The sequence below is a fragment of the Streptomyces sp. NPDC033845 genome, assembly GCF_055576225.1.
In genome coordinates this window covers 251,184-275,402 of sequence record NZ_JBVIRI010000010.1, presented here as the reverse complement: position 1 = coordinate 275,402, position 24,219 = coordinate 251,184, and the positions used below count along the sequence as shown (strand labels likewise).

Below are 24,219 nucleotides of genomic sequence, written 5' to 3'. Positions count from 1 at the left end.
ACCAGGAAGGTGCCCGCCCCGTGGATACCGCCGCTCCGTCCGCCGTCATCGTCGCCATCGACGGTCCGTCCGGCACGGGCAAGTCCAGCACCTCCAAGGCCGTGGCCGCGAAGCTCGGGCTGCGCTACCTGGACACCGGTGCCCAGTACCGGGCCATCACCTGGTGGATGACCGAGAACGGCGTGGACGTCACCGACGCCCACGCCGTGGCCCTCGCCGCCGGCAAGCCGGTCATCGTGTCCGGCACCGACCCGGCCGCCCCCACCATCACCGTGGACGGCCGCGACGCCTCCGGTCCCATCCGCACCCAGGAGGTCACCTCCAAGGTCAGCGCGGTCAGCGCCGTCCCCGAGGTCCGCACCCTGATCACCGAGCTGCAGCGCACCATCGCCGCCGGGGCCGAGGGCGGGATCGTCGTCGAGGGCCGGGACATCGGCACCACCGTGCTGCCCGACGCCGACCTCAAGATCTTCCTCACCGCCTCCGCGGAGGCCCGCGCGGCCCGCCGCAGCGGCGAGCTCAAGGGCAAGGAGGCCGCCGACCTGGCCGCCACCAAGGAGGCCCTGATCAAGCGGGACGCCGCCGACTCCGGCCGGAAGACCTCCCCGCTGGCCAAGGCCGGGGACGCCGTCGAGGTCGACACCACCGAACTCACCCTCGACCAGGTCATCGAATGCGTGGTGACCCTGGTGGAGGAGCGCCGCGCGGCGAAGCGGGTGGCCTCTCAGTGACCGGAACGCCCTCCCTCAAGGGTGCGGCGATCGGGCGGCGGATCGGCATCGGGCTCATGTACGGGCTGTGGAAGCCCCGGGTGCTCGGCGCCTGGAAGGTGCCGGCCGCCGGGCCGGTCATCCTCGCGGTGAACCACTCGCACAACATCGACGGCCCCATGCTCATGGGGACCGCGCCCCGGCCCGTGCACTTCCTGATCAAGAAGGAAGCGTTCGTGGGACCGCTCGGCCCCTTCCTGGAAGGGATCGGGCAGGTCAGGGTCGACCGGGACGGCACCGACCGCACCGCCGTCACCAGCGCCCTCGGCGTCCTGGACGACGGCGGAGTGCTCGGGATCTTCCCCGAGGGCAGCCGCGGCGAAGGCGACTTCGCCTCGCTGCGCGCCGGTCTGGCCTACTTCGCCGTACGCTCCGGGGCGCCGATCGTCCCGGTGGCCGTCCTGGGCGGCAACGAACGGGCGGGACGGCTGGTCAAGGGCCTGCCACCGCTCCGCAGCCGGGTCGACATCGTCTTCGGCGGTGCCTTCCAGGCCGGGGACGGCAGCGGGCGACGGACCCGCACCGCCCTGGACGGGGCCACCGTCCGGATCCAGGACCGTCTCACCGCCCACCTGGCGGACGCCAGGCGCCTCACCGGGCGCTAGGCGAGACTTGAACCAGTAGTGGACCCGCGCAGCCGCGCCGGTGCCACCGACCACCACGAACGACGAGGAACGGACTTCATGAACGACCAGCACGACCACGGAGCGCTTGGCGACGCCGAGTACGCGGAGTTCATGGAGCTCGCGGCGACCGAAGGCTTCGACATCGAGGACGTCGAGGGCGCGATCGAGGAGGCGGGCTCCGGCCCGCTTCCCGTCCTCGCCGTCGTCGGCCGCCCGAACGTCGGCAAGTCGACCCTGGTGAACCGGATCATCGGCCGCCGCGAAGCGGTCGTCGAGGACAAGCCCGGCGTCACCCGCGACCGCGTGTCCTACGAGGCCGAATGGGCCGGCCGCCGCTTCAAGGTCATGGACACCGGCGGCTGGGAGCAGGACGTCCTCGGCATCGACGCCTCCGTCGCCGCCCAGGCCGAGTACGCCATCGAGACCGCCGACGCGGTGGTCTTCGTGGTGGACGCCAAGGTCGGCGCCACCGACACCGACGAGGCCGTGGTCCGGCTGCTGCGCCGGGCCGGCAAGCCCGTGGTGCTCTGCGCCAACAAGGTCGACGGCCAGAGCGGCGAGGCCGACGCGGCCAGCCTGTGGTCGCTGGGCCTCGGCCAGCCGCACCCGGTCTCCTCGCTGCACGGCCGCGGCACCGGCGACATGCTGGACGCCGTCCTGGAGGTGCTCCCGGACGCCCCCGAGCAGACCTTCGGCGGCACCCCGCTCGGCGGCCCCCGCCGGATCGCCCTGATCGGCCGCCCGAACGTCGGCAAGTCCTCGCTGCTCAACAAGGTGGCCCGGGAGACCCGGGTGGTCGTCAACGAGCTGGCCGGCACCACCCGGGACCCGGTCGACGAGCTGATCGAGCTCGGCGGGGTCACCTGGAAGTTCGTGGACACCGCGGGCATCCGCAAGAAGGTCCACCTCCAGCAGGGCGCCGACTACTACGCCTCGCTGCGCACGGCCGCCGCCGTGGAGAAGGCGGAGGTGGCGGTCATCCTGATCGACACCACCGAGAACATCAGCGTCCAGGACCAGCGCATCATCACCATGGCCGTCGAGGCCGGGCGCGCCATCGTGATCGCGTACAACAAGTGGGACGAGCTCGACGAGGAGCGGCGCTACTACCTGGAGCGCGAGATCGAGACCGAGATGCAGCAGGTCGCCTGGGCGCCCCGGGTGAACGTCTCGGCGCTCACCGGCCGCCACATGGAGAAGCTGGTCCCGGCCATCGAGACGGCGCTGGCCGGGTGGGAGACCCGTGTTCCCACCGGTCGGCTGAACGCCTTCCTCGGTGAGATCGTCGCCGCCCACCCGCACCCGATCCGCGGCGGCAAGCAGCCCAGGATCCTGTTCGGCACCCAGGCCGGCACCAAGCCGCCGCGGTTCGTGCTGTTCGCGTCCGGCTTCCTGGAGCACGGCTACCGCCGCTTCGTGGAGCGCCGTCTGCGCGAGGAGTTCGGGTTCGAGGGGACCCCGATCCACATGTCGGTGCGGGTGCGCGAGAAGCGCGGCGCCAACAAGAAGAAGTAGCGCTCCGGAGCGGGGCGCGGCGCCGGGGTCAGTAGCCCCGGCGCGGAGCGGGCGGCAGGGCCGCCGGGATGTGCTGCATTCCGGTCTGGTGCTGCCGCCCGCCGCCGTAGGTGCCGGCGCCGGCGTAGGCGGGCTGCGGGGCGTAGGAGACGGGCCAGGGCTCGGTCTGCCACGCGGAACCGTTCCAGCCGCCGACTCCGCTGTGGCCGGCGGTGTAGGCGCTCTGCCGGTCCAGGGCCGCGGGTCCGGCGGCGAAGGCGGTGAACCCGAGGTCCTCCTCGCCCGTCCGGTCGTACGGCAGCGCCCGGAAGCCGCGGAGGTACTCCGAGTACAGGGCGTCGTAGATCGGGGTCTGCGAGGCGCCGTGCGTCCGCGACGGGGGCATGTGGGGGTCGTATTGAGGCACGTATCAGCCAACGAACCGGCGGCGCTGCGGATGCGGGGCGGCTCCGGAAACGGTCGGAAAAACGCAGATCGCCGGGTGTGCCCGGAGGGGTCCGGGCACACCCGGCGAACCGGGGGCCGTGGGGATCAGGTGCCGGCCAGGGGCATCGAGGCGGCGACGAGCTTGCCGGCGGCGGCCGCCTTGTCGAGGGCGTCGCGCAGCAGGTCCTCGCGGGGCTGCTGGCCGATGGAGCCGACCGGGGCCGCGTAGATCAGCACGCGCTGGGTGCGGTTGACGGCGGCCCGCCAGCCGTCGGTGACCGAGAGCGCCTGGTGGGCCTGCCACCAGGCGGTGTGCCCGGCGCCGTCCGGGCCGGGCTGCAGTACGGCGTGCAGCTGGCCGGCGGCCAGCAGGACGGACCAGCCGGCCAGCGGGGAGGGCAGGTCGGCGGTGTTGGTCACCGGGATGAAGCCCTGCTCGATCAGCAGCGGCAGGAAGTCGTCGCCGGGGCCGGTGGTGCCGGGCCGGGCGATCGGTGCGGTGGGCTCCACCACCAGCGCGGGGTGCAGGTCGCCGGCGATCAGCACCAGTCCGCTGGTGATGCCGAGGACGGCCTGGCCGCCCGCCACCGGCTGCGGGGCCTCGGGTCCGGCCGCGGAGCCGGGCGAGTCACCGGTGATGGAGGCGACGGCCCCCTGGAGCTGCTCCTCGGACACGGCCACGACCTGCGAGGGGATGCAGGTGGCGTGGGCGAAGGCGAGGACGGCGGTCTCCTCGCCGACGAACAGCACCGTGCTGGTGCGTTCGCTCTCGGAGTTTCCGGGGGTGCGGCAGGAGGTGCAGTCGTAACTGCCCGGCGCGTTGTCGCCGGCGAGCAGCAGATCGGCCTCTTCGTCGCCGATCTCGGCGCGTACGTCATCGCTGACGTCGAGCAAACGCGGCACGGGGTGACTCCTCGGATAGGCGTGCGCGGCCCGGGGGTTCCCGGCCCGCCGGGCTCAACGCGGGAGCGGTGGCCGGGGTAACGCCGGAAGAGGGAACGGAATCGAACCGGACGCCCGAAGGGGTGAACGCCTCGCGCAGCGGTTTCTGTTCGCTTCAACTCCTGTCTCTTTATGCCAAGTTGATGGCCGTTGCTGGTTCCGGATGCCCGCTTCGGCGGGCGCCCGGACGGGTGGCTCCGGACCTGCCCCGGCGCGGGCGCCGCGTGGCGGGCCCCGGCGGCCCCGGAGCCGTGCGTAGCGTGACCCGATGCCCAACCTCCGGATCAGGCGGGCCGCGTGGCCGGCCGCCGCCGCGCTGGTGTCCCTCCTGGCGCCCCTGTCCACCGCCCCGGCCCTCGCGGCACCCCCGCCACCGCCCGCCCCGGGCCCGGCCGGCTCGGTGGTCGCCGGATCCCCCGGGGTGATCGGCAAGGGGGCGGGGGACTGCGGGCCCGGCGCGCTGTGGCCGTGGGACTGCGTGGCGGACTGCGAGTCCGGCCGCCGCTGGAGCACCAACACCGGCAACGGCTTCTACGGGGGCCTGCAGTTCTGGCAGCCCACCTGGGAGGACCACGGCGGGCTGCTCTTCGCCCGGCGGGCCGACCTGGCCACCCGGGAGCAGCAGATCAAGGTGGCCGAGGAGGTGCTCGCCACCCAGGGTTGGGAGGCCTGGCCGGAGTGCTCCAAGCGCTACGGGCTGTCCGGGCGGGTCCATGTGGTGCGGCCGGGCGACACCCTGTCCGCGGTCGCCCGCCGGCACAAGGTCCCGGGCGGCTGGCAGGCCCTGTACGCGCTGAACCGGGCGGAGGTCGGGCCGCGTCCGGAGCTGCTCCGGGTGGGGACCCGGCTGCGTCTGCCGGGCGGCCGGTCCGCGCCGCTCCCCATCCCGCCGGCCGCCGCCCCGGCCAAGCCGGCGGCCCCGACCACCCGGCCCGCCGCGCCGTCCGCCAAGCCCGCCGCCCCGCCCGCTCCGGCGGTCACCGGGCGCTGAACGGGGGCGGTCCCGCCGCCCGCCGGGCCGCTGGCAGACTCGGGGCATGCTGGATACCTCCGCACGACTGCTGCGCCTGCTGTCCCTGTTGCAGGCCCACCGGGAATGGACCGGGGCCGACCTCGCCGAACGGCTCGGGGTGACCCCGCGGACCGTCCGCCGGGACGTGGACCGGCTGCGGGAGCTCGGCTATCCCGTCCACGCCACCCCCGGCACCGGCGGCGGCTACCGGCTGGGCGCGGGCGCCGAGCTGCCCCCGCTGCTGCTGGACGACGACGAGGCGGTGGCGGTGGCCGTGGGCCTGCGCACCGCCGCCGGGAACGGGGTGGAGGGCATCGGGGAGGCCTCGGTCCGGGCGCTGGCCAAGCTGGAGCAGGTGCTGCCGGGCCGGCTGCGCCGCCGGGTGTCCACGCTCAACGAGTTCACCGTGCCGATGCTGCGCGGGCCGCAGCGCTCCACCGTGGACGCCTCGGTGCTGACCGAGCTGGCGGCGGTCTGCCGGGACGGCGAGCGGCTGCGGTTCGGCTACCGGGACCACTCGGGCGCGGTCACCCGGCGGACCGTGGAACCGCACCGGCTGGTGTGCAGCGAGCGCCGCTGGTACCTGGTGGCCTGGGACGTGGACCGGGCGGACTGGCGGACCTTCCGGGCCGACCGGATCGAGCCCAGACCGCCGCACGGCCCGCGTTTCGCCCCGCGCCCCGGGCCGGCCGAGGACCTGGCCGGATACGTGTCCCGGGGGGTCTCCCAGCGGGTCTACGCGGCCCGGGCGGTGGTCCGGCTGCTGGTGTCCGCGGAGGAGGCGGCGCAGCAGGTGTCCCCCTCGGCCGGGGTGCTGGAGCCGGTGGACGGGGAGAGCTGTCTGCTGCGCACCGGGGCGGCGAGTCTGGACGTGCTCGTCATCCATGTGCTGCTGATGGGCTTCGAGTTCGAAGTGGTGGAGCCGCCGGAGCTGGCGGAACGGATCGAGGCCGCCCGGGATCTGCTCGTGCGGGCGGCCGGGCGTTCCGCTCCGGATTTCCGGGGTCTTCCGGAGGCGTCCGGAAGGTAATTCGGCGAGCCGAATTCGGTTTTTCCGGCGGCGAATTCAAAGACCGTCCGGGCCGGGCGTGTCGCGGCTCCGGGGGAATAGCCGGGCCGAGGGAATCCACCGGTTCGGCCGAGGGGGCCCGGTGAAACACTTGTCGACATTCCGTGACCTAAGCGTGACCCGATTCGGCTGAAGGTGTGGGCGTGCTGCTGACGGGCGGGCGCCGGGGGCGGACGGTGCGTACCGGCCCACCGGCCTCCGGGGGCCGGATCAGCCGCCCGCCACCGGGCGGACCGCCGGATTCCGCGAGGCCCGTTCGGTGTGCGCCGGATGGCTGGGCCGCCGGCTCCCGGCCGGGCTGAGCGGGGTGCGTTCGGAGCGGATGATGTGCGGCCGGACCGTCACCGGGTGGCCGGCCGGCCGGGGGGCCGCGGTGTGGGCGGTCGCCCGGGCCGCCCCCACGGGGGCCGGGGCGGGGGCCGGGGCCGGGGCCGCCGGACGGGCCGCGGCACGGCGGCGGACCAGGTCCCGCAGTTCGAAGACGAAGGCCTCGGCGCGGGCGATCAGCGGCTCGAACCAGGGCAGCGCCAGCAGGATCAGCAGCCCCGCGGCCCAGCCGAGGAGTACGTCGCTGAGCCAGTGGGTGCCCAGGTAGACGGTGGTGGCGCCGACGCTCAGGGCGACCACGGCGGACAGCACCGAAAGGTTCCGCCGGGTGCGCGCGGTGGAGGCCAGATAGGCGAGGATGCCCCAGGTCACCACGGCGTTGGCGGTGTGGCCGGAAGGAAATATATCGCCGCCGGCGAAGAGCTCGGCGGATCCGATCTGCGTGGCGTAGTGCGGACCGAGCCGCCCGAGACCGAGTTTCACGGCGCCCACGGTCACGTTCAGCAGCAGCAGGGCCACGCCGAGGGTGATCAGCGGACGGATGGTGTGCTGCCGCCAGGAGCGCCAGCCGAGCCAGGCGGCCACCATGACCGCGGTGGGGCCGCGCTGGCCGAGCACGACCAGGTAGTCGAGGTAGGCGTGCAGCCCCGGCCACTGCTCGTAGGGCCGCCAGAACATGACCTGCCAGTCCAGCCGGACCAGCCAGGAGGTGGTCAGCACGGCCACCACGATGGCCACGTAGAACAGCAGGGTCGACGCGAAGAGCACCACACGGTGCCGGCTCATCTGCGGGGTCTGCAGATGAGCCGGTCGTTCGGGTTCACGGTCCAGGCGGGCGAACAGCCGCTCCAGACGGGTGAATGATGGGTCGGTACGCACTCAATCGACGTTACCGCGCGTGTGCGGCGCACCCGGTCGAATCGCGGGCTTTGTGATGACCATGTGATGTGGAGTGGGTCTCAGTCGGAGCCCTATTCCGGGGATTCCGGGACGGTCTCTCCGATGGCTTCCGAGGGGTTGTCCGACTTCGGGATCCAACACGGTGAACCGGACGCTCCGTTAAAGGCCCCGAATTCCCGACGTGACTTATCGGAACTTTATGTCGATGCGTCAATTCCCGGTTAGGGCGGGCCCGAGCCGTTCAGCCAGAACGCCCCGTACACCGCCGCCCCGGCCGCCGCCGCGGCCAGCACCGCCACCGCCCGGCCGGTCCGCCACCGGGCCAGCGCCACGGCGAGCGGGAGCAGCAGCGGGAACGCCGGGAGCAGCAGCCGCGGCTTGGACCCGAAGTACCCCGAGGCGCACAGCGCCAGCGCCACCACGATCCCGCAGTACACCAGCAGCGCCGCCGGCTGCCGCTGCCGCAGGCACAGCCGGTACAGCCACAGCACCAGCAGCACCCCGGCGAGGAGCCCCAGCCCGGCCGGCCAGGCCGACGACCCGAGCCGGCCGCCGATGAACCGGGCGAAGGCCCAGCCCCCGTCGAAGCCGTTGCCCCAGCCGCCCTGCACCCGCAGATAGCCGAGCGGGCCCTCCCCGGTCCGGGCCCCCACCCACAGCACGTACGAGGCCGCCCCCAGCGGGGCCAGCAGCACCCCGGCCGCCGTCCACCGGTTCGCGGTGCCGTTCCGCCGGGCCAGCGCGGCCGCCACCCACAGCGCCGCCACCACCGCCGCGCCCACCGGCCGGGTCAGTCCGGCCGCCGCCGCGAGCAGCCCGGCCGTGACCCACCGGCCGCGCAGCACCCCGTACAGCGACCAGGCCGCCAGCGCGGTGAACAGGGACTCGCTGTAGGCCATCGACTGCACGATCCCGACCGGCAGCGCCGCCCAGGCGGCCGCCGCGAACACCCCGGCCCGCCGGCCGTACAGCAGATCGGCGACCGCGAAGATCCCCCAGGCCGCGGCGAGCCCGGCCACCGCCGACACCACCAGTCCGGCCGAACCGTGGGTCAGCCCGGTCGGCGCCGAGACCAGCCGCTCCAGCCACGGCAGCAGCGGGAAGAAGGCGAGGTTGGAGTGCACGTCCCCGTTCGGGAGCGCGATCTCGTACCCGTACCCCTCGGCGGCGATCCGGGCGTACCAGAGGGAGTCCCAGCGGGCCGAGAGCAGCTTGTGCGGACTGCTGTCCGCCACCGCCCCCCACCCGGCCAGCACGGCGAGCCCGAGGAGCCGGACCGCGGCGAAGGCGAGGAGCGCGGGCGCGGCCCGGCGAACAGCAAGATCTTTCACGGGCATGATTATCGGTGGCAGCGGCCGGGACCACGGGCCGTGACCGGCTGTGCACGCGGGGGAGAGGCAGTGGCGTACGCCACACCCCGGCGGCCGCCGGGGTGAGAGCTTGACCACGTGACGGCCGTCCGAACTCGCGTACGCTGTCGGTTCACTCGCGTGTCGACGCCGGACCCCGTACGCCAAGCCGCTCACCCGCGGCCCGTCATCGCTGGTCCGCCGAGTGCGAGGGATCACCTGGGAGGTACATGCATGTCGGGGACGAACACGGCCGGCCGCAACCGGACCCCTTCCCCCTGGCAGCCCCTGCGACGGCTCGCCGCCGCGCGGGGCGGCGCCAACCGATGGGTCGTCCTGGCCGTCCTGTGCGTCAGCCTCGTCCTCGTCGCGCTCGACGCGACGATCCTGCACGTCGCCGTCCCCTCCGTCACCGAGGACCTCCGCCCCGGCTCCGTCGAGCTGCTGTGGATCGTCGACGCCTACCCGCTGGTGTGCGCCGCGCTGCTGATCCTCTTCGGCACCCTCGGCGACCGGGTGGGCCGCCGCCGGATCCTGCTCCTCGGCTACGGACTGTTCGGCGCGGCCTCGGCCCTGGCCGCGCTCGCCGACAGCGCGCAGGTGCTGATCGCCGCCCGCGCCCTGCTCGGCGTCGGCGGCGCGATGATCATGCCGGCCACCCTGTCGATCCTCCGCCAGGTCTTCCCCGACCGCCGGGAGCGGGCCCTGGCCATCGGCATCTGGACCGCCGTCGCCGCCATCGGCGCGGCCAGCGGCCCGGTCCTCGGCGGATTCCTCGTCCAGCACTTCTGGTGGGGATCCGTCTTCCTCATCAACATCCCGCTGATGGCCGTGATCCTGCCGCTCGGCCGCTGGCTGCTGCCCGAGTCCAAGGGCGGCGCCGACGGCCCCTGGGACGTGGCCGGCGCGCTGATGGCCGCGGCCGGGGTGCTCGGCGTGGTGCTCGGCGTCAAGCGGGCCGGCGCCGACCAGAGCTTCCTGGACCCCCTCGCCTTCGGACCGCTGCTGCTCGGGGCGGCCCTGCTGGTGCTGTTCGTCCGGCGGCAGAAGCGGCGCGCCCACCCGCTGATCGACATCCGGATGTTCTCCCGGGCCGCGTTCACCACCTCCGTGGGCTGCATCGTGCTGGCCATGCTGGCCCTGGTCGGCCTGGAGCTGATCGCCGTCCAGTACCTCCAGCTGGTGCTCCACCTGTCCCCGCTGGAGACCGGACTGCGGCTGCTGCCGCTGACCTTCGCGGCGATGGCCGCGGGCGGCACCGGCTCGTACACCCTGCAGCGGATCGGCCCCCGCGCCATGGTCTCGCTGGGCTTCCTGCTGACCGCCCTGGCCGTGCTGCTGCTCACCCTGATGGGACAGCACGACCGGCCGTGGCTGCTCACCGCCGGGTTCGTGCTGCTCGGCTTCGGCCTCCAGACCACCCTGTTCGCCGCCTACGAGTCGATGCTGAGCGAGGCCCCGGCGGAGACCGCCGGCGGAGCCGCCGCCATCGGCGAGACCTCCTACCAGCTCGGCGCCGGCATGGGCATCGCCCTGCTCGGCAGCGTGATGAACGCGGCGTACGCGCCGGGCCTGGCCGACGTGCCGGGGGTGTCGGCGGCCGACTCCGCGGGCGCGGTCAACTCGCTGGGCGAGGCCTACCAGATCGCCGCCGGGCTGGGCGGCCCGGCGGGGGACGCCCTCTACCACGCCGCCCGGGTGTCCTTCGTGCACGGACTGCACATCACCCTGCTGGTCAGCGCGGGACTGCTGGTGGCGGGCGCGGTGATGGCGCTCAAGCTGCCCAGGGCCATGGAGTGCCCGGAGCGGGCCGAAGCCGATCCGGCCGCCCCGGCCCGGCCCTCCGCGGCCCGGATCCCCTCCCCGGCCAAGGCCGAGCGCACCCTCGACGGCCGCCCGGCCTGACCGCCCGCACGGCGGACGCTTGCCGGTAGGTGAGAACGGGCGTTAACGTCGGCGCGGCGGGGAGACCCGCACCGCCGGCCCGCCGACGGTCCGCCCAGGTTCCCCCATCCCGCCGGAGGCGACCCGTGTTCGTGCCCACCGACCCCCTCGGCCTCGACGAGCTGCTGAGCCCCGAGGACCTCGCGGTCCGCGACACCGTCCGGGGCTGGGCCGCCGACCGGGTGCTGCCGTACGTCGCCGACTGGTACGAGAAGGGGGAACTCCCCGGGATCCGCGAGCTGGCCCGCGAGCTCGGCTCCCTCGGAGCGCTCGGCATGTCCCTGGAGGGCTACGGCTGCGCCGGCGCCAGCGCCGTCCAGTACGGGCTGGCCTGCCTGGAACTGGAGGCCGCCGACTCCGGGATCCGCTCCCTGGTCTCCGTCCAGGGCTCGCTCGCCATGTACGCGATCCACCGCTACGGCTCCGAGGAGCAGAAGCACCGCTGGCTGCCCGGCATGGCGGCCGGCGAACTGATCGGCTGCTTCGGCCTCACCGAACCCGACGTGGGCTCGGACCCCGCCGCGATGCGCACCCACGCCAAGCGGGACGGCACCGACTGGGTGCTCACCGGCCGCAAGATGTGGATCACCAACGGGTCCGTGGCCTCGGTCGCCGTGGTGTGGGCGCAGACCGAGGACGGCATCCGCGGATTCGCGGTGCCCACCGACAGCCCGGGGTTCTCCGCGCCGGAGATCCGGCACAAGTGGTCGCTGCGGGCCAGTGTCACCAGCGAACTGGTCATGGACGAGGTCCGGCTGCCGGCCGACGCGGTGCTCCCCGGGGTCACCGGACTCAAGGGCCCGCTCGGCTGCCTCAGCCACGCCCGCTACGGGATCGTGTGGGGCTCCATGGGCGCGGCCAGGGCGAGTTTCGAGGCCGCCCTCGACTACTCCAGGACGCGGGAGCAGTTCGGCAGGCCGATCGGGGGCTTCCAGCTGACCCAGGCCAAGCTGGCCGACATGGCGCTGGAACTGCACAAGGGGATCCTGCTCGCCCACCACCTGGGGCGCCGGATGGACGCCGGAACCCTGCGGCCGGAGCAGATCAGTTTCGGCAAGCTCAACAACGTCCGCGAGGCCATCGAGATCTGCCGCACCGCGCGCACGGTCCTCGGCGCCAACGGGATCAGCCTCGAATACCCCGTCATGCGGCACGCCACCAACCTCGAATCGGTCCTCACCTACGAGGGCACCGTCGAGATGCACCAGCTGGTGCTGGGCAAGGCGCTCACCGGGCTCGACGCCTTCCGTTAGGGGCGTCCGTCAGGGGCGTCCGGTGAGGGCCCGCTCAGCTCTGGTTGAAGAAGCCCCCGGTGCCGCCGCGACCGGCCGCCTCACCGTTGACGATCTGGGTGTCGGCCGGGGTCAGCAGGAAGACCCTGGTCGCCACCCGCTCGATCGAGCCGCGCAGGCCGAAGGTCAGACCGGCCGCGAAGTCGACCACGCGCTTGGCGTCGGACGGGTCCATCGAGGACAGGTTGACGATCACCGGGACGCCCTCGCGGAACAGCTCGCCGATGCCCCGCGCGTCCCGGAAGCCGTCCGGGGTGACGGTGGCGATCCGGCGGCCCCGCTCGACCGCGGAGTCGGCGACCACCTTCACCCGCGGATCGGTGACCCATTGGTCCCCGGCGGCCTGGCCCTGCGGTGCCTCCGCGTACTCGTCGTCGTAGTAGCGCTCGTCGTCGCTGTCCTCTACGAGACCGAGCCACGCACTCGCCTTGCGTACCGAACCCATGGACGCCTCCTTTCACCGCGGCTGTCTTCTGTCGTCATCTCCGCAATCCCTATGGTCGTTCATGATGCTGACAACGCGCCAAGTGGATAGCCGCCGCGCGGAGGTTTCGTGACGGTACTGGTGCAGAACACCCGGTGCCTGCTGGGCGATCAGGGCAGCTACCGCAGCTGTCTGAGTGAAAATACGACCACTGCCGCCAACCGGGTGGACACAGGGGACGTACGGGTGACGGCCCTGGCTGGATACGATGCCCAGAACTACGCGGATGACACACGGGGGAACCACTTTGTTCGGCATCGTCAGACCCTGCGCGCACCGGTTGGGCGAGCGGTACAAGGCGGAGTGGACCGCCCATCTCTGCGGACTGTGCCTGGCACTTCGAGGCGAACACGGCCAGGCCTCCAGGATCGTCACCAACTACGACGGGCTGCTGGTCTCCGTCCTGACGGAGGCTCAGTCCGGTCCGGCCCCTGGCACCCGCCGCACCGCCGGCCCCTGCCCGCTCCGCGGGATGCGCACCGCCCCGGTGGCCGAGGGGGAGGGCGCCCGGCTGGCGGCCGCCGTCTCCCTGGTCCTCGCCTCGGCCAAGGTCCGCGACCACGTGGCCGACCGGGACGGCCTGTTGGCCCGGGCACCCATCGCCGCCGCCGCCCGCCGGGTCGCCCGCGGTTGGGACCGGGCCGGCGCCCGGACCGGGGCCTCCCTCGGCTTCGACACCGCCGTCCTCGTCGACGCCGTGGACCGGCAGGCCGGGATCGAGGCGCTGGCCGGACCCGGCACCCCGCTGCTCACCGTCACCGAGCCGACCGAGACCGCCACCGCCGCCGCCTTCGCGCATACCGCGACCCTCGCCGGACGGCCAGGCAACGCCCCCGCGCTCGCCGAGGCCGGCCGCTACTTCGGCCGGCTCGCCCACCTGCTCGACGCGGTGGAGGACCTGGCCGCGGACCGGGCCGCCGGGGCCTGGAACCCGCTGGACGCCACCGGCACCCCGCCCGCCGAGGCCCGCCGGCTGTGCGAGGACGCCCTGCGCGGGATACGCCTGGCCCTGCGGGAGGCCGAGTTCGTCGACGGCGGGCTGGCCCACCGGCTGCTGGTGCACGAGCTGCGCAGCTCGGTGGACCGGACCTTCGGCACCAGCAGCTGCGGCCACGGGGGCGGCGCGGGCGGCACCGTGCTCGCCAGCTCCGGCGGCCCGGGGCAGGGCCCGTACGGCGGCGCCCCGTACGGCGGCGCGCCCGGATCCCCGTACGGCGGCTCCCCCTACGGCGGCGCGCCCGGCGGGCAGGGCGGTCCCTGGCTTCCGGGCGGGCCCGGCGGTCCGGGCATGCCGCCCGGCGGGTTCGGCGCGCCGCAGCCGCCGCCGAGGCGCGGACTGCTGGCCGGCTGCGCGGCGGCCGTCGGGCTCTTCTGCACCTGTCAGCTGTGCTGCGCCAAGGAGTACGAGGGCCCCTGGTCCCGGAAGAAGCGCAAGGGCGTCTGCCGGGACTGCGACTGCGACTGCGGCTGCGACGCCTGCGACTGCTGCTGCCCCTGCGACTGAGTCCCCCTCAGATCGCGGCAGCGCCGTACGGAGTATCCGATCCGCGCCCCGCGCGCGGTTGTGGAAATCTTGCGCGGCATGAGCGAAGACGAGGCCGCGGCCTGGCAGCGGTGGCACGAGCGGCGGCTGGACACGGTCTCCGGACCGTACGGCCCACTGTCCCTGACGGGCACTCACTGGCTCGCCGACTACCCGGAAGGGCGAATTCCGGCCGTTCCCGGCCGCTGGCGGGTGAACGGCTCCACCGTGCTCCTCACCCCCGGGCCGGCCGGGCCCGCCGAGCCGGCAGCCGGGGGCGCGGAGCCCGGTGGGGCCCCGCCCGCGGACGGGCTCACCCTGGACGGCACCCCGCTCTCCGGCGCCGCCGAGCTCGGCGCCGACACCGGCCCGCCCTCCCGCGCCCGGCTCACGGCCGGCCCGCTCCACCTGCTGCTCATCCGCCGCGAAGGCGACTGGGCGGTACGGGTCTTCGACCCGGCCTCGGCGGCCCGCCGCTCCTTCACCGGGATCGAGGCCACCCCGTACGACCCCGGATACGCGCTGCCCGGCCGGTTCCTGCCGTACGGCGAGGACCGCACCGTCCCGGTGGAGAACGTGGACGGGCGGCGGCGCGGCCTCGGTCTCGCCGGTGAGCTCCGCTTCGCCCACCGCGGCACCGAGCACGCCCTGAGCGTGGCGGCGGACGAGGAGGACGGCGGGCTCTGGGCCGTGTTCGGCGACGCCACCGGCGGCCGGACCAGCTATCGCTTCCGCTTCCTGAGGCCCGGACCGCCGGCCGCGGACGGTTCGGTGACGGTGGACTTCAACCGGGCGCTGCTGCCGCCCTGCGCCTTCGCCGACCACTTCATCTGCCCGTTCCCGCCGCCCGGCAACACCCTGCCCTTCGAGGTGGCGGCGGGCGAGCGGCGGCTGAAAGGCGCCCTTGCCGACGCCTGACCGGAAACAGCACACTCCCGAGCAGCGCTTGTCAGGGACACGGCCAAGACCGGTACCCCACCCGCGGTCCGCCCCCGAACACCTGACTGCGCCTCACCGGACCCCCACCCCCACACCCCCACGGGAGGACGAGAAGTGAGGATCAAGCGCACCACCCCCACCCGGGCCGCGGCCCTCGCGGCCGGACTGGCCGCCGTCGTCGCGCTCGCCGTACCGGCCGCCACGGCCACCGCCGACGACCGGCCGGCCGGCGGCTACGCGGCCGACCGGATCGCCGCCGCCGACGCCTCGCTGCTGCGCGCCGACGTCCCCGGCACCGCCTGGCACGCCGACCCCGCCACCGGCAGCCTGGTGGTCACCGCCGACTCCACCGTCTCCGCCGCGGAGATCGCCAGGATCCGCCGGGAGGCCGGCCGGGACGCCGGAGCCCTGCGGATCGAGCGGACCCCGGGCAAGCTGACCAAGCTGCTCTCCGGCGGCGACGCCATCTACGCCACCAGCTGGCGCTGCTCGGCCGGGTTCAACGTCCGCAGCGGGAACACCTACTACGTGCTGACCGCCGGGCACTGCACGGACGGCGCCGGCACCTGGTACACCAACTCGGCCCGCACCACCGTGATCGGCCCGACCGTCGGCTCCAGCTTCCCGAACAACGACTACGGCCTGGTCCGCTACGACAACGCCGCCCTGGCCCACCCCGGCCAGGTCGGCAACCAGGACATCACCACCGCCATCGACGCCACCGTCGGCCTGTCGGTGACCCGGCGCGGCTCCACCACCGGGACCCACAGCGGACAGGTCACCGGCCTGAACGCCACCGTGAACTACGGCGGCGGGGACGTGGTCTACGGCATGATCCGCACCAACGTCTGCGCCGAGCCCGGCGACAGCGGCGGCCCGCTCTACAACGGCACCCGCGCGGTCGGCCTCACCTCGGGCGGCAGCGGCAACTGCTCCACCGGCGGGACCACCTTCTTCCAGCCCGTCCGGGAGGCGCTCAGCGCCTACGGGGTGAGCGTCTACTGACCCACCCGCGGCACCGCACATCCATGGACCCCCTCCCCAACCCGGGTGCGGGGGTCCATTGTTGGGGCCCATGGACCAGATACCTCCCACCGAACGGCTGCCGGACGCCCAGCGCCGGATCGCCCGCAACCCCTGGCTGTTCACCGCACCGCTGCTGCTGCTCTGCCTGCTGACCGCGGTGCTGTGCTGGGAGGTGGTGCGCGGCAACCTCTCCGAGGCGACCCGGGCCGACTGGCCCTGGCGGCTGGCGCTGATGCCCGAGGAACCCCTGGCCAGTCTGCTGGCGGTGGCGGCGGGCGTGGTACTGGCCCGCGCCCAGTACGCGCGGACGGTCCGGCCGGTGCTGGGCTGGCGGTCGGAGTACGAGAAGGGGCGGCTGCCCGGGCCCGGGCCGGTCTGGTGCGTGGGCCTGCTCAACGGCGGACAGCACAACGTGGTGGTGGTGGCGGCCGACTACTTCGTGCTGCCGGCCGCCGAACCGGACCGCCCGGTGGAGTGGCTGTCGGCCTCCGGGGCCGGGGAGGTGCTGGCGGCCGCCGGGCTGCGGGCCACCGTGGACTACCGGCTGGGGCTGCTGGGCCCCGGGTTCCCCCTGGTGGCCACCGGCACCTACGAGACCGTGGCGGTCGGGGCCTTCGGCACCCGGTTCGTGGAGGTGGTGGCGGAGCTCCATCTGCGGGTGCGGGTGACGGACAGCGTCGGGGACACCCACGAGCGGATCGTCCGCTGTCTGCGGGGGGCCCGGGAGGAGGCCATCGGGCCGGTGGACTGAGCCCGCGGGAGCCGTGGTGCCTATGGTGTCCGTGGGGCTGGTGGGGTTTATGGGCCCTGCGGGTCAGCCGATCCGATCCGGTCCAGGGCCTCGGTGAGGACGTACTGCGCGGCGAAGTGCCCGGCTCCCGGGCGGAGTACGGCCGTACTGCCCGGGACGGCGGCGGCCGGCCAGTGGAAGTGCCCGGCGGGGGAGAAGCCGTCCTCCGCGCCGCGCCAGAGCAGCACCGGGCAGCGGATGGCGGCCGGGTCGAAGCCCCAGGGGCGGCGGAAGGCCAGGACGTCGTCCAGCCAGCCGTGCGCGGAGACCCGCAGGGCCTCCCGGTAGTTGGCCTTCAGCACGGCCCGGACCCGGGGGTCGGCGAGCACCGGCAGGTCCGCGGCCGCGAGGTCGGCGGCGAGATCGGTGAGCAGCCGCTCCGGGTCCCGGCGGATCCGGGCGGCGCGGGCGAGGACAAGGGTGCGGCCGCCGGGTCCGGGCACGTCGATTCGCATGGCGAAGATGAAATCACGAAATTCTTGTGAAAGTTTTCACAAGCGCACAGGGGTCTTTGGTCCCTCGATGTTCACGCAGCTCAGGGGGTGTTCTTCGGGGATGTGGGGGAGGCCCTGAGGTCTTTCGGCCTCCCGGGAGGGGGCTTTTTCGGACCACCGGCATCCGATTTCGGGTGTGGAATTGAGTCATCAGGAAAAGGTTCGGTCGTCGTTCGTGAGAAGGGGTTCCTGCCATGCAGGCCAACGAGATGGTGGACGGACTGGTCCAGGGCGCGCTCAAGGCGCTCGACCGGTTCGAGACGTTCGACCAGGAGCAGGTCGACCACATCGTGAAGAAGGCTTCCCTCGCCGCGCTGAGCGCCCACGGGGAGCTGGCCAAGCTCGCCGTGGAGGAGACCGGCCGGGGGCTCTTCGAGGACAAGGCCGTCAAGAACCTGTTCGCCTGCGAGCACGTGGTCAACTCCATGCGCGGGCTGAAGACCGCGGGCGTCATCCGCCGCGACGAGCTGAACGGCATCACCGAGATCGCCGAGCCGGTCGGTGTCGTCTGCGCGATGACCCCGGTCACCAACCCGACCTCGACCACCATCTTCAAGGCGCTGATCGCCCTCAAGACCCGCAACCCGATCATCTTCGCCTTCCACCCCTCCGCCCAGCACTGCTCCGCCGAGGCCGCCCGGATCGTCCGCGACGCGGCCGTCGCGGCCGGCGCCCCCGAGAACTGCGTGCAGTGGGTGGAGCAGCCCTCCATGGAGGCCACCGGCGCCCTGATGAACCACCCGGGCGTCTCCACCATCCTCGCCACCGGCGGCAACGCCATGGTCAAGGCCGCCTACTCGTGCGGCAAGCCGGCCCTGGGCGTCGGCGCCGGCAACGTCCCGGCCTATGTCCACAAGAGCGCCAAGCTGGGCCGCGCGGTCCACGACATCGTGCTCTCCAAGGCCTTCGACAACGGCATGATCTGCGCCTCCGAGCAGGCCGTCATCCTGGACGCGGAGATCTACGAGCAGGGCATCGCCGAGTTCAAGCGGCTGGGCGCCCATGTGGTCACCGCCGCCGAGAAGACCAAGCTGGAGCAGTTCGTCTTCGGCACCACCGCCCACGCGGCCGACTGCTCCGGGGCCAAGCTGAACCCGAACGTGGTCGGCAAGTCCCCGCAGTGGATCGCCGAACAGGCCGGGTTCACCGTCCCCGAGGGGACCTCGATCCTGCTCGCCGAGTGCGCCGAGGTCGGTGACGGCGAGCCGCTGACCCGGGAGAAGCTCTCCCCGGTGCTGGCCGCCCTGAAGTCCGCCGACACCGAGCACGGCATCGAACTCGCCGCTCAGATGGTCGAGTTCCACGGACTGGGCCACTCCGCCGCCATCCACGCGGAGGACGCCGAGCTGGTCGAGCGGTTCGGCCGCCGGGTCAAGGCCATCCGGGTGATCGCCAACTCCCCCTCCACCTTCGGCGGCATCGGCGACGTCTACAACTCCTTCCTGCCCTCGCTGACCCTCGGCTGCGGCTCCTACGGCCACAACTCGGTGTCGAACAACGTCACCGCGGTCAACCTGGTCAACGTCAAGCGGATCGGACGGCGCAACAACAACATGCAGTGGTTCAAGGTCCCCCCGAAGATCTACTTCGAGCGCAACTCCATCCGCTACCTCGGTGAGATGGAGGGCATCAAGCGGGTCTCGATCGTCACCGACAAGACGATGGTCTCCCTGGGCTTCGTGCAGAAGGTCACCGAGATCCTCCAGGGCCGCGAGGAGCCCGTCGCCGTCCAGGTCATCGACAACGTGGAGCCCAACCCGGAGCTCTCCACCGTCCAGGCGGGCGCCGCGATGATGCGGGACTTCCGGCCCGACACCATCATCGGCCTCGGCGGCGGCTCCCCGATGGACGCCGCGAAGATCATGTGGCTGATGTACGAGCGGCCCGAGGTGGAGTTCGCGGACACCAAGGAGAAGTTCTTCGACGTCCGCAAGCGCGCCTACAAGTTCCCCTCGCTCGGCGAGAAGGCCAAGATGGTGGCCATCCCCACCACCAGCGGCACCGGCTCCGAGGTCACCCCCTTCGCCGTCATCTCCGACCCGGCCGCGGCCCAGAAGTACCCGCTCGCCGACTACGCGCTGACCCCGAACGTCGCCATCGTCGACCCGGTCCTGCCGATGGGGCTGCCGGCCACCGTCACCGCCGACTCCGGGTTCGACGCCCTCACCCACGCCACCGAGGCGTACGTCTCCGCCTACTCGAACGACTACACCGACGGGCTGTGCCTCCAGGCGGTCAAGCTCATCTTCGAGAACCTCGAACGCTGCGTGGTGGACGGGCCGAACGACCCCGAGGCCCGCGAGAAGATGCACAACGCCTCGACGGTGGCCGGCATGGCCTTCGCCAACGCCTTCCTCGGCCTGGTCCACGCCATGGCCCACACCCTGGGCAACACCTTCCACGTCGCCCACGGCCGCACCAACGCCATCCTGCTGCCGCACGTGATCCGGCACAACGGCACCGTCTCGCACAAGGCCACCCCCTGGCCGAAGGCCGAGGTCTACCGGGCCCCGGAGCGCTTCCAGGAGATCGCCAAGATGCTGGGCCTGCCGGCCGCCACCCCGGCGGAGGGCGTGGAGTCCTACGCCGCCGCGGTCGAGGAACTGCGCGCCAAGTGCGGCATCCCGGCCTCCTTCGCCGAGGAGGGCGTGGACGAGACGGCCTTCGTCGAGGCCCTCCCGCAGCAGGCCATGAACGCCTACGCCGACCAGTGCGCCCCCGCCAACCCGCGGATGCCGATGATCGACGACATGCAGCGGCTGATGCGCCAGGCGTACTACGGCAACCGGACCGGCGAGAAGGAGTAGCCGGAAGGAGCGACAGCGGGAGTCGCGGCCGACGGCGGCCGCACCGGGCCCGTCCGGGGAACTAGTCCCCGGGCGGGCCTTCCGGCTGCCCGGGGCCCGGGGCCGCCGGGACCAGCCGGGCCGCCGCCGACCGGGCCCGCTCCAGGGCCTGCGCCCGGTCCGCGCCGCGCTGGCCCAGCACCACCCGGGTGCTCAGCCCGTCCAGCAGGGCCAGCAGCTCCGAGGCCCGCTCGGGCACCTCGACCGCCGCGAACCGGCCCTGCTCCACGCCCCGGGTCAGCAGTGTCTCCAGGTCCCGCTGCCAGCCCCGGTCGATCTCCTCCTGGGCGGCCCGCAGCTCCTCGTTGGAGGGGGTGCGGGCCCACAGCTCGATCCACAGGGTCCAGCGCGGGTCGCGCGGCCCGCGCGGCAGGTACAGCTCCATGAAGAGGGCCAGTTTGCGCCCCGCGGTGACCCGCCGGCCGAGCAGCGCGGTGCGCTCCGCGGTGAGCAGCTGCTCGCTCCAGCGCAGGGCTTCCAGCAGCAGCCGGTCCTTGCTGCCGAAGTAGTACAGGATGTGGCCGCCGCTGGTGCCGAGCCGCTCGGCCAGGGCGGACATGGTCAGCGAGGCGAGCCCGTCCTCGGCGATGGCCGCCATGGCCTCCTCCAGCATCCGCTCCTGGGCGATCTGCCCGTCGCGACGCCGTGCCGCTCCTGCCACCGCTGTCACCCTCCGCTCTCCCCGCGCCCTCTGATCTTGGTCCGCCGACCCTATCCCGGACAGGGTCTTGACGGGGGACCGGTGCACCCCTCATCTTGAATGCCATTCAAGAAGTTAGAACACCATTCAAGGTCAGGGGCACCATGAGCGACGAGGTCTTCAGAGTCGAGACGCGCGGTATCGACCCCATTCCGGACAGCGAGCGGCACGGCGGGGCCAGGGACCTCTTCTGGCTCTGGTTCGGCTCCAACCTGACCTTCACCTACGTGATCAACGGCGCCCTCGCGGTGGCCTTCGGACTCACCTTCTGGCAGGCCACCGCCGTGGTCGTGGTCAGCGGGCTGGCCTTCTTCGTGATCAGCGCCGCCGGTCTGTCCGGCATCCGCACCGGAACCGCCACCCTGGTCATCTCGCGCGCCGCCTTCGGGGTCCGCGGCAACCTCCCGGCCGGCGTCCTCAACTGGGTGGTCGGCATCGGCTACACCATCGTCAACACGGTGGTCGGCACCCTCGCGCTGGAGGTGCTCCTCGGCGAACTCGGACTGCCGCACGGCACCGCCGCCCGCGCGACCGCCCTGTTCGTCACCCTCGCCCTGACCTTCGTGGTCGCCATGTGGGGCCACGCCACCGTCCAGTTCGCCGAACGCTGGATGGCCTACGTCCTCGCCGCCGGCTTCGCCGCGCTGATCGCCTTCGTGCTGCCCGGCGCCGACACCTCCGCCCCCGCGACCGCCGTCCCCGGGCTGTCCGGCTGGAGCCTGGCCTTCGTGGTCATGCTGGCCGCCCCCTTCTCCTACCTGCCGATGCCCGCCGACTACACCCGCTACCTGCCCCGCACCACCAGCCTGAAGTCGATCACCTGGTACGGGGCGCTCGGCGGGTTCCTGTCCTCCGTGGCCCTCGGGGTCGCCGGGGTCGCCGCCGCCACCCGGACCGACATGACCGACGCGGTGGCCGGCACCGAGAGCCTGCTGCCCGGCTGGTTCCAGCCGCTGTTCCTGGTCCTGGTGCTGGGCGGCTCCGTCACCAACTCGATCATCACCCTCTACTCCTCCAGCCTGAACCTCCAGGTCCTCGGCATCCCCTGGAGCCGCGCCCGGGCCATCGTGGTCAGCGCCGGAATCACCGGAGTCGGCTCGCTCGGCGCGCTGTTCCTCACCGACTTCACCACCGGACTGCTCTCCTTCCTCTCCCTGCTGATCATCGTGTTCGCCCCCTGGGGCGGGGTGTTCCTCGCCGACATGCTGCTCCGCCGCTGCCGCTACGACGGCACGGCCCTGCACGCCACCGGCCCCGCGGGCGGCTACTGGTACCGCTCCGGCTACCACCCGGCCGGTATCGCCGCCCTCCTGGCCGGCATCGCCTTCGCCGCCCTGACCTGCGACTCCGAGCTGTGGACCGGACCGCTGGTGGCCCCGCTCGGCGGCGCCGACCTCACCCTCCTCGGCTCGCTGGTCTCCGGCCTCGTGTACTGGGCGCTGGTCCGCCGGCTCCCCGCCCCGGCCCCGGCGCCCGGCTCGGACCCCGCCGCCGTCTCCGCCTGAACCCGAGCCTGCCCCCGTTCCCCGCACCCCGTCCCGTACGTACCAGGAGCACCACCATGAACGCGCCCGCCGACCTGCTGCTCACCGGAGCCCGGATCCACACCGTCGACCCCGACCTGCCCGAGGCGCAGGCCCTCGCCGTCCGCGACGGCCGGATCGTCTGGCTCGGCCCGGACTCCGAGGCCGAGCACTGGGCCGGACCGGACACCGAGCGGATCGACGGGGCGGGACGGCTGGTCCTGCCCGGGTTCATCGACGCCCACAACCACGTCCGGCTCGGCTCGGACGAGGCCTGTGTGCAGCTGGCCGGCGCCCGCACCCTCGCGGAGATCCACGAACGGATCCGGGTCTGGCACGCCGCCCACCCGGACGCCGACTGGATCGAGGCCGAGGCCTTCGACTACTCCGCGGTCCCCGGCGGCCGGATGCCGTGCGCAGCCGACCTCGACCCGGCCACCGGGGACACCCCCGCCTTCGTCCTCTCCTACGACGTCCACACCGCCTGGCTGAACACCGCCGCCCTCCGCCGCCTCGGCGTCACCGCCGACCGCACCGACCTGCCCTTCGGCACCGCCGAGACCGACCCGGAGACCGGCGAGCCCACCGGTTTCGTCAAGGACTTCGCGGTCAAGGGACTCTCCCGGGAGGGCCACCGGGCACTGCGCGGGCTCGGCGTGCCCTGGGCCGCGCCGGACCGGCAGTACGGGCGGCTGGCCAAGTCCCTGGACGACGCCATCGGCTTCGGCATCACCACCGTGGTCGAACCGCAGAACTCCCTCGACGACCTGGAGCTCTTCGAGCGGGCCCGCGCCGAGGGCCGGCTGCGCTCGCGGATCGTGGCCGCCCTGTTCCACCCGCGCGGCACGAGCGGCGCGGACCTCGACGAGTTCGCCGCCGCCGCCCGCCGGTTCTCCGGGGACCGGCTGCGGGTCGGCCCGCTCAAGCTCTACATCGACGACGTGGTCGAACCGCGCACCGCCGCCCTGCTGGAGCCGTACGCCGGCTGCGGCCACCACCGGGGCGAGACCTTCTACCCGCCGGAGGAGTTCGCCGGACTCCTCGCCGGGCTGGACGCGCGCGGCTTCCAGTGCTTCGTGCACGCCACCGGCGACCGGGGCATCCGTACGGTCCTGGACGCGGTGGAGCACGCCCGCGAGGTGAACGGCCCCCGGGACGCCCGCCACCAGGTGGTGCACGTCGAGTGCCTGGACCCGGCCGACGTGCCGCGGTTCGCCGCCCTCGGGGTGGTCGCCTGCATGCAGCCCCGGCACTGCGCCCCGGAGATCGCCGGCCCCGGCCAGGACTGGGCCGAGAACGTCGGCGAGGACCGCTGGCACAAGGCCTGGCCGATGCGCAGCCTGCACGAGGCGGGCGCGGTGCTCGCCTTCTCCAGCGACTGGAACGTGGCCGAGATGGACCCGATGGTCGGCATCTACACGGCGGTCACCCGCAAGCCGCTGACCGGGGACGGCCCGGCCTGGCAGCCGGCCGAGACGGTGGACGTGGTGACCGCCGTGCACGGCTACACGATGGGCTCGGCGCACGCGAACTTCCTGGAGGAGGAGCGCGGATCGCTGACCGTGGGCAAGCTCGCGGACTTCGTGGTCCTGTCCCGGGACATCCTGGCGGTGGCCCCGGAGCTGATCCCGGGGACGGTGGCGGAGACCGTGGTGGTGGGCGGGGAGATCGTCCACCGGGCCCCCGCGCCCGGCCCGGCCACCGCCACGGAGTAGTCCGGGGG

Annotated in this window: 21 protein-coding genes; 14 read left to right on the top strand and 7 right to left on the bottom strand. The window is 73.3% G+C overall.

The annotated features are described in order from the left end of the window. The first annotated feature begins 20 nt into the window (after positions 1-20). From cmk to der, 3 genes are all read left to right on the top strand, one after another. Positions 21-731 carry a (d)CMP kinase gene (gene cmk / locus ACZ50K_RS22910; RefSeq protein WP_468905930.1) on the top strand — a complete coding sequence of 237 codons (711 nt, stop codon included), beginning with the start codon at positions 21-23 and terminating at the stop codon, positions 729-731. Beyond that, a complete protein-coding gene (locus ACZ50K_RS22905) occupies positions 674-1,375 on the top strand; it encodes a lysophospholipid acyltransferase family protein (protein ID WP_468905928.1) in 702 nt (233 codons plus the stop codon). Before cmk ends, ACZ50K_RS22905 begins: the two co-directional genes overlap by 58 nt. Positions 1,376-1,453: 78 nt before the next feature. Next, positions 1,454-2,911, top strand: a complete 1,458-nt coding sequence (gene der / locus ACZ50K_RS22900; RefSeq protein WP_468905925.1) for a ribosome biogenesis GTPase Der — start codon at positions 1,454-1,456, stop codon at positions 2,909-2,911. Positions 2,912-2,939: 28 nt separating this feature from the next. Here the strand turns inward: der and ACZ50K_RS22895 are convergent, their stop codons facing one another. Together ACZ50K_RS22895 and ACZ50K_RS22890 are read right to left on the bottom strand one after the other, a co-directional pair. Further along, positions 2,940-3,296 (bottom strand): hypothetical protein, encoded by a 357-nt coding sequence (locus ACZ50K_RS22895; protein WP_468905922.1) that lies wholly within the window; start codon positions 3,294-3,296, stop codon positions 2,940-2,942. Between the two features lie 146 nt (positions 3,297-3,442). After that, positions 3,443-4,240: a hypothetical protein gene (locus ACZ50K_RS22890; RefSeq protein WP_468905920.1), complete on the bottom strand. Its 798-nt coding sequence runs from the start codon at positions 4,238-4,240 to the stop codon at positions 3,443-3,445. A 307-nt stretch (positions 4,241-4,547) separates the two neighbouring features. Between ACZ50K_RS22890 and ACZ50K_RS22885 the strand changes: the two genes are divergently transcribed. Together ACZ50K_RS22885 and ACZ50K_RS22880 are read left to right on the top strand one after the other, a co-directional pair. Continuing rightward, positions 4,548-5,270, top strand: a complete 723-nt coding sequence (locus ACZ50K_RS22885; RefSeq protein WP_468905918.1) for a transglycosylase family protein — start codon at positions 4,548-4,550, stop codon at positions 5,268-5,270. Positions 5,271-5,316: 46 nt separating this feature from the next. Further along, entirely contained in the window at positions 5,317-6,321 is a 1,005-nt protein-coding gene (locus tag ACZ50K_RS22880; RefSeq protein WP_468905917.1) for a helix-turn-helix transcriptional regulator, read from the top strand. A gap of 249 nt (positions 6,322-6,570) precedes the next feature. On the opposite strand, the gene ACZ50K_RS22875 is transcribed toward ACZ50K_RS22880, so the two are convergent. Together ACZ50K_RS22875 and ACZ50K_RS22870 are read right to left on the bottom strand one after the other, a co-directional pair. After that, entirely contained in the window at positions 6,571-7,566 is a 996-nt protein-coding gene (locus tag ACZ50K_RS22875; RefSeq protein WP_468905914.1) for a phosphatase PAP2 family protein, read from the bottom strand. Between the two features lie 242 nt (positions 7,567-7,808). Further along, on the bottom strand, positions 7,809-8,924 hold the full coding sequence (locus ACZ50K_RS22870) for a glycosyltransferase family 39 protein (protein ID WP_468905912.1): 1,116 nt from the start codon (positions 8,922-8,924) through the stop codon (positions 7,809-7,811). 246 nt (positions 8,925-9,170) lie between these two features. Between ACZ50K_RS22870 and ACZ50K_RS22865 the strand changes: the two genes are divergently transcribed. Both ACZ50K_RS22865 and ACZ50K_RS22860 read left to right on the top strand, forming a co-directional pair. Further along, positions 9,171-10,841 carry an MFS transporter gene (locus ACZ50K_RS22865; RefSeq protein WP_468905910.1) on the top strand — a complete coding sequence of 557 codons (1,671 nt, stop codon included), beginning with the start codon at positions 9,171-9,173 and terminating at the stop codon, positions 10,839-10,841. Between the two features lie 125 nt (positions 10,842-10,966). Next, entirely contained in the window at positions 10,967-12,133 is a 1,167-nt protein-coding gene (locus tag ACZ50K_RS22860) for an acyl-CoA dehydrogenase family protein (protein ID WP_468905908.1), read from the top strand. A gap of 34 nt (positions 12,134-12,167) precedes the next feature. On the opposite strand, the gene ACZ50K_RS22855 is transcribed toward ACZ50K_RS22860, so the two are convergent. After that, positions 12,168-12,617: a cell division protein SepF gene (locus ACZ50K_RS22855; RefSeq protein ID WP_468905905.1), complete on the bottom strand. Its 450-nt coding sequence runs from the start codon at positions 12,615-12,617 to the stop codon at positions 12,168-12,170. A gap of 286 nt (positions 12,618-12,903) precedes the next feature. On the opposite strand from ACZ50K_RS22855, the gene ACZ50K_RS22850 reads away from it, so the two are divergent. From ACZ50K_RS22850 to ACZ50K_RS22835, 4 genes are all read left to right on the top strand, one after another. Continuing rightward, entirely contained in the window at positions 12,904-14,160 is a 1,257-nt protein-coding gene (locus tag ACZ50K_RS22850) for a DUF5685 family protein (protein ID WP_468905903.1), read from the top strand. Positions 14,161-14,238: 78 nt separating this feature from the next. After that, a complete protein-coding gene (locus ACZ50K_RS22845) occupies positions 14,239-15,096 on the top strand; it encodes a DUF1684 domain-containing protein (RefSeq protein WP_468905900.1) in 858 nt (285 codons plus the stop codon). Positions 15,097-15,231: 135 nt separating this feature from the next. Next, complete coding sequence (locus ACZ50K_RS22840; RefSeq protein ID WP_468905898.1) at positions 15,232-16,122, top strand: S1 family peptidase; 891 nt, start codon at positions 15,232-15,234, stop codon at positions 16,120-16,122. A gap of 70 nt (positions 16,123-16,192) precedes the next feature. Further along, on the top strand, positions 16,193-16,894 hold the full coding sequence (locus ACZ50K_RS22835) for a hypothetical protein (RefSeq protein ID WP_468905897.1): 702 nt from the start codon (positions 16,193-16,195) through the stop codon (positions 16,892-16,894). 47 nt (positions 16,895-16,941) lie between these two features. Here ACZ50K_RS22835 and ACZ50K_RS22830 read toward each other — a convergent pair whose 3' ends face one another. Then, positions 16,942-17,388: an alpha/beta fold hydrolase gene (locus ACZ50K_RS22830; protein WP_468905894.1), complete on the bottom strand. Its 447-nt coding sequence runs from the start codon at positions 17,386-17,388 to the stop codon at positions 16,942-16,944. A 233-nt stretch (positions 17,389-17,621) separates the two neighbouring features. Here ACZ50K_RS22830 and adhE point away from each other — a divergent pair, with 233 nt between their 5' ends. Then, a complete protein-coding gene (gene adhE, locus ACZ50K_RS22825) occupies positions 17,622-20,234 on the top strand; it encodes a bifunctional acetaldehyde-CoA/alcohol dehydrogenase (protein WP_468905892.1) in 2,613 nt (870 codons plus the stop codon). Between the two features lie 61 nt (positions 20,235-20,295). Here adhE and ACZ50K_RS22820 read toward each other — a convergent pair whose 3' ends face one another. Then, complete coding sequence (locus ACZ50K_RS22820; protein WP_468905890.1) at positions 20,296-20,934, bottom strand: TetR/AcrR family transcriptional regulator; 639 nt, start codon at positions 20,932-20,934, stop codon at positions 20,296-20,298. 143 nt (positions 20,935-21,077) lie between these two features. Here ACZ50K_RS22820 and ACZ50K_RS22815 point away from each other — a divergent pair, with 143 nt between their 5' ends. Both ACZ50K_RS22815 and ACZ50K_RS22810 read left to right on the top strand, forming a co-directional pair. After that, a complete protein-coding gene (locus ACZ50K_RS22815; RefSeq protein ID WP_468905887.1) occupies positions 21,078-22,478 on the top strand; it encodes a purine-cytosine permease family protein in 1,401 nt (466 codons plus the stop codon). 56 nt (positions 22,479-22,534) lie between these two features. After that, positions 22,535-24,211: an amidohydrolase gene (locus ACZ50K_RS22810; protein ID WP_468905886.1), complete on the top strand. Its 1,677-nt coding sequence runs from the start codon at positions 22,535-22,537 to the stop codon at positions 24,209-24,211. Positions 24,212-24,219: the final 8 nt, after the last annotated feature.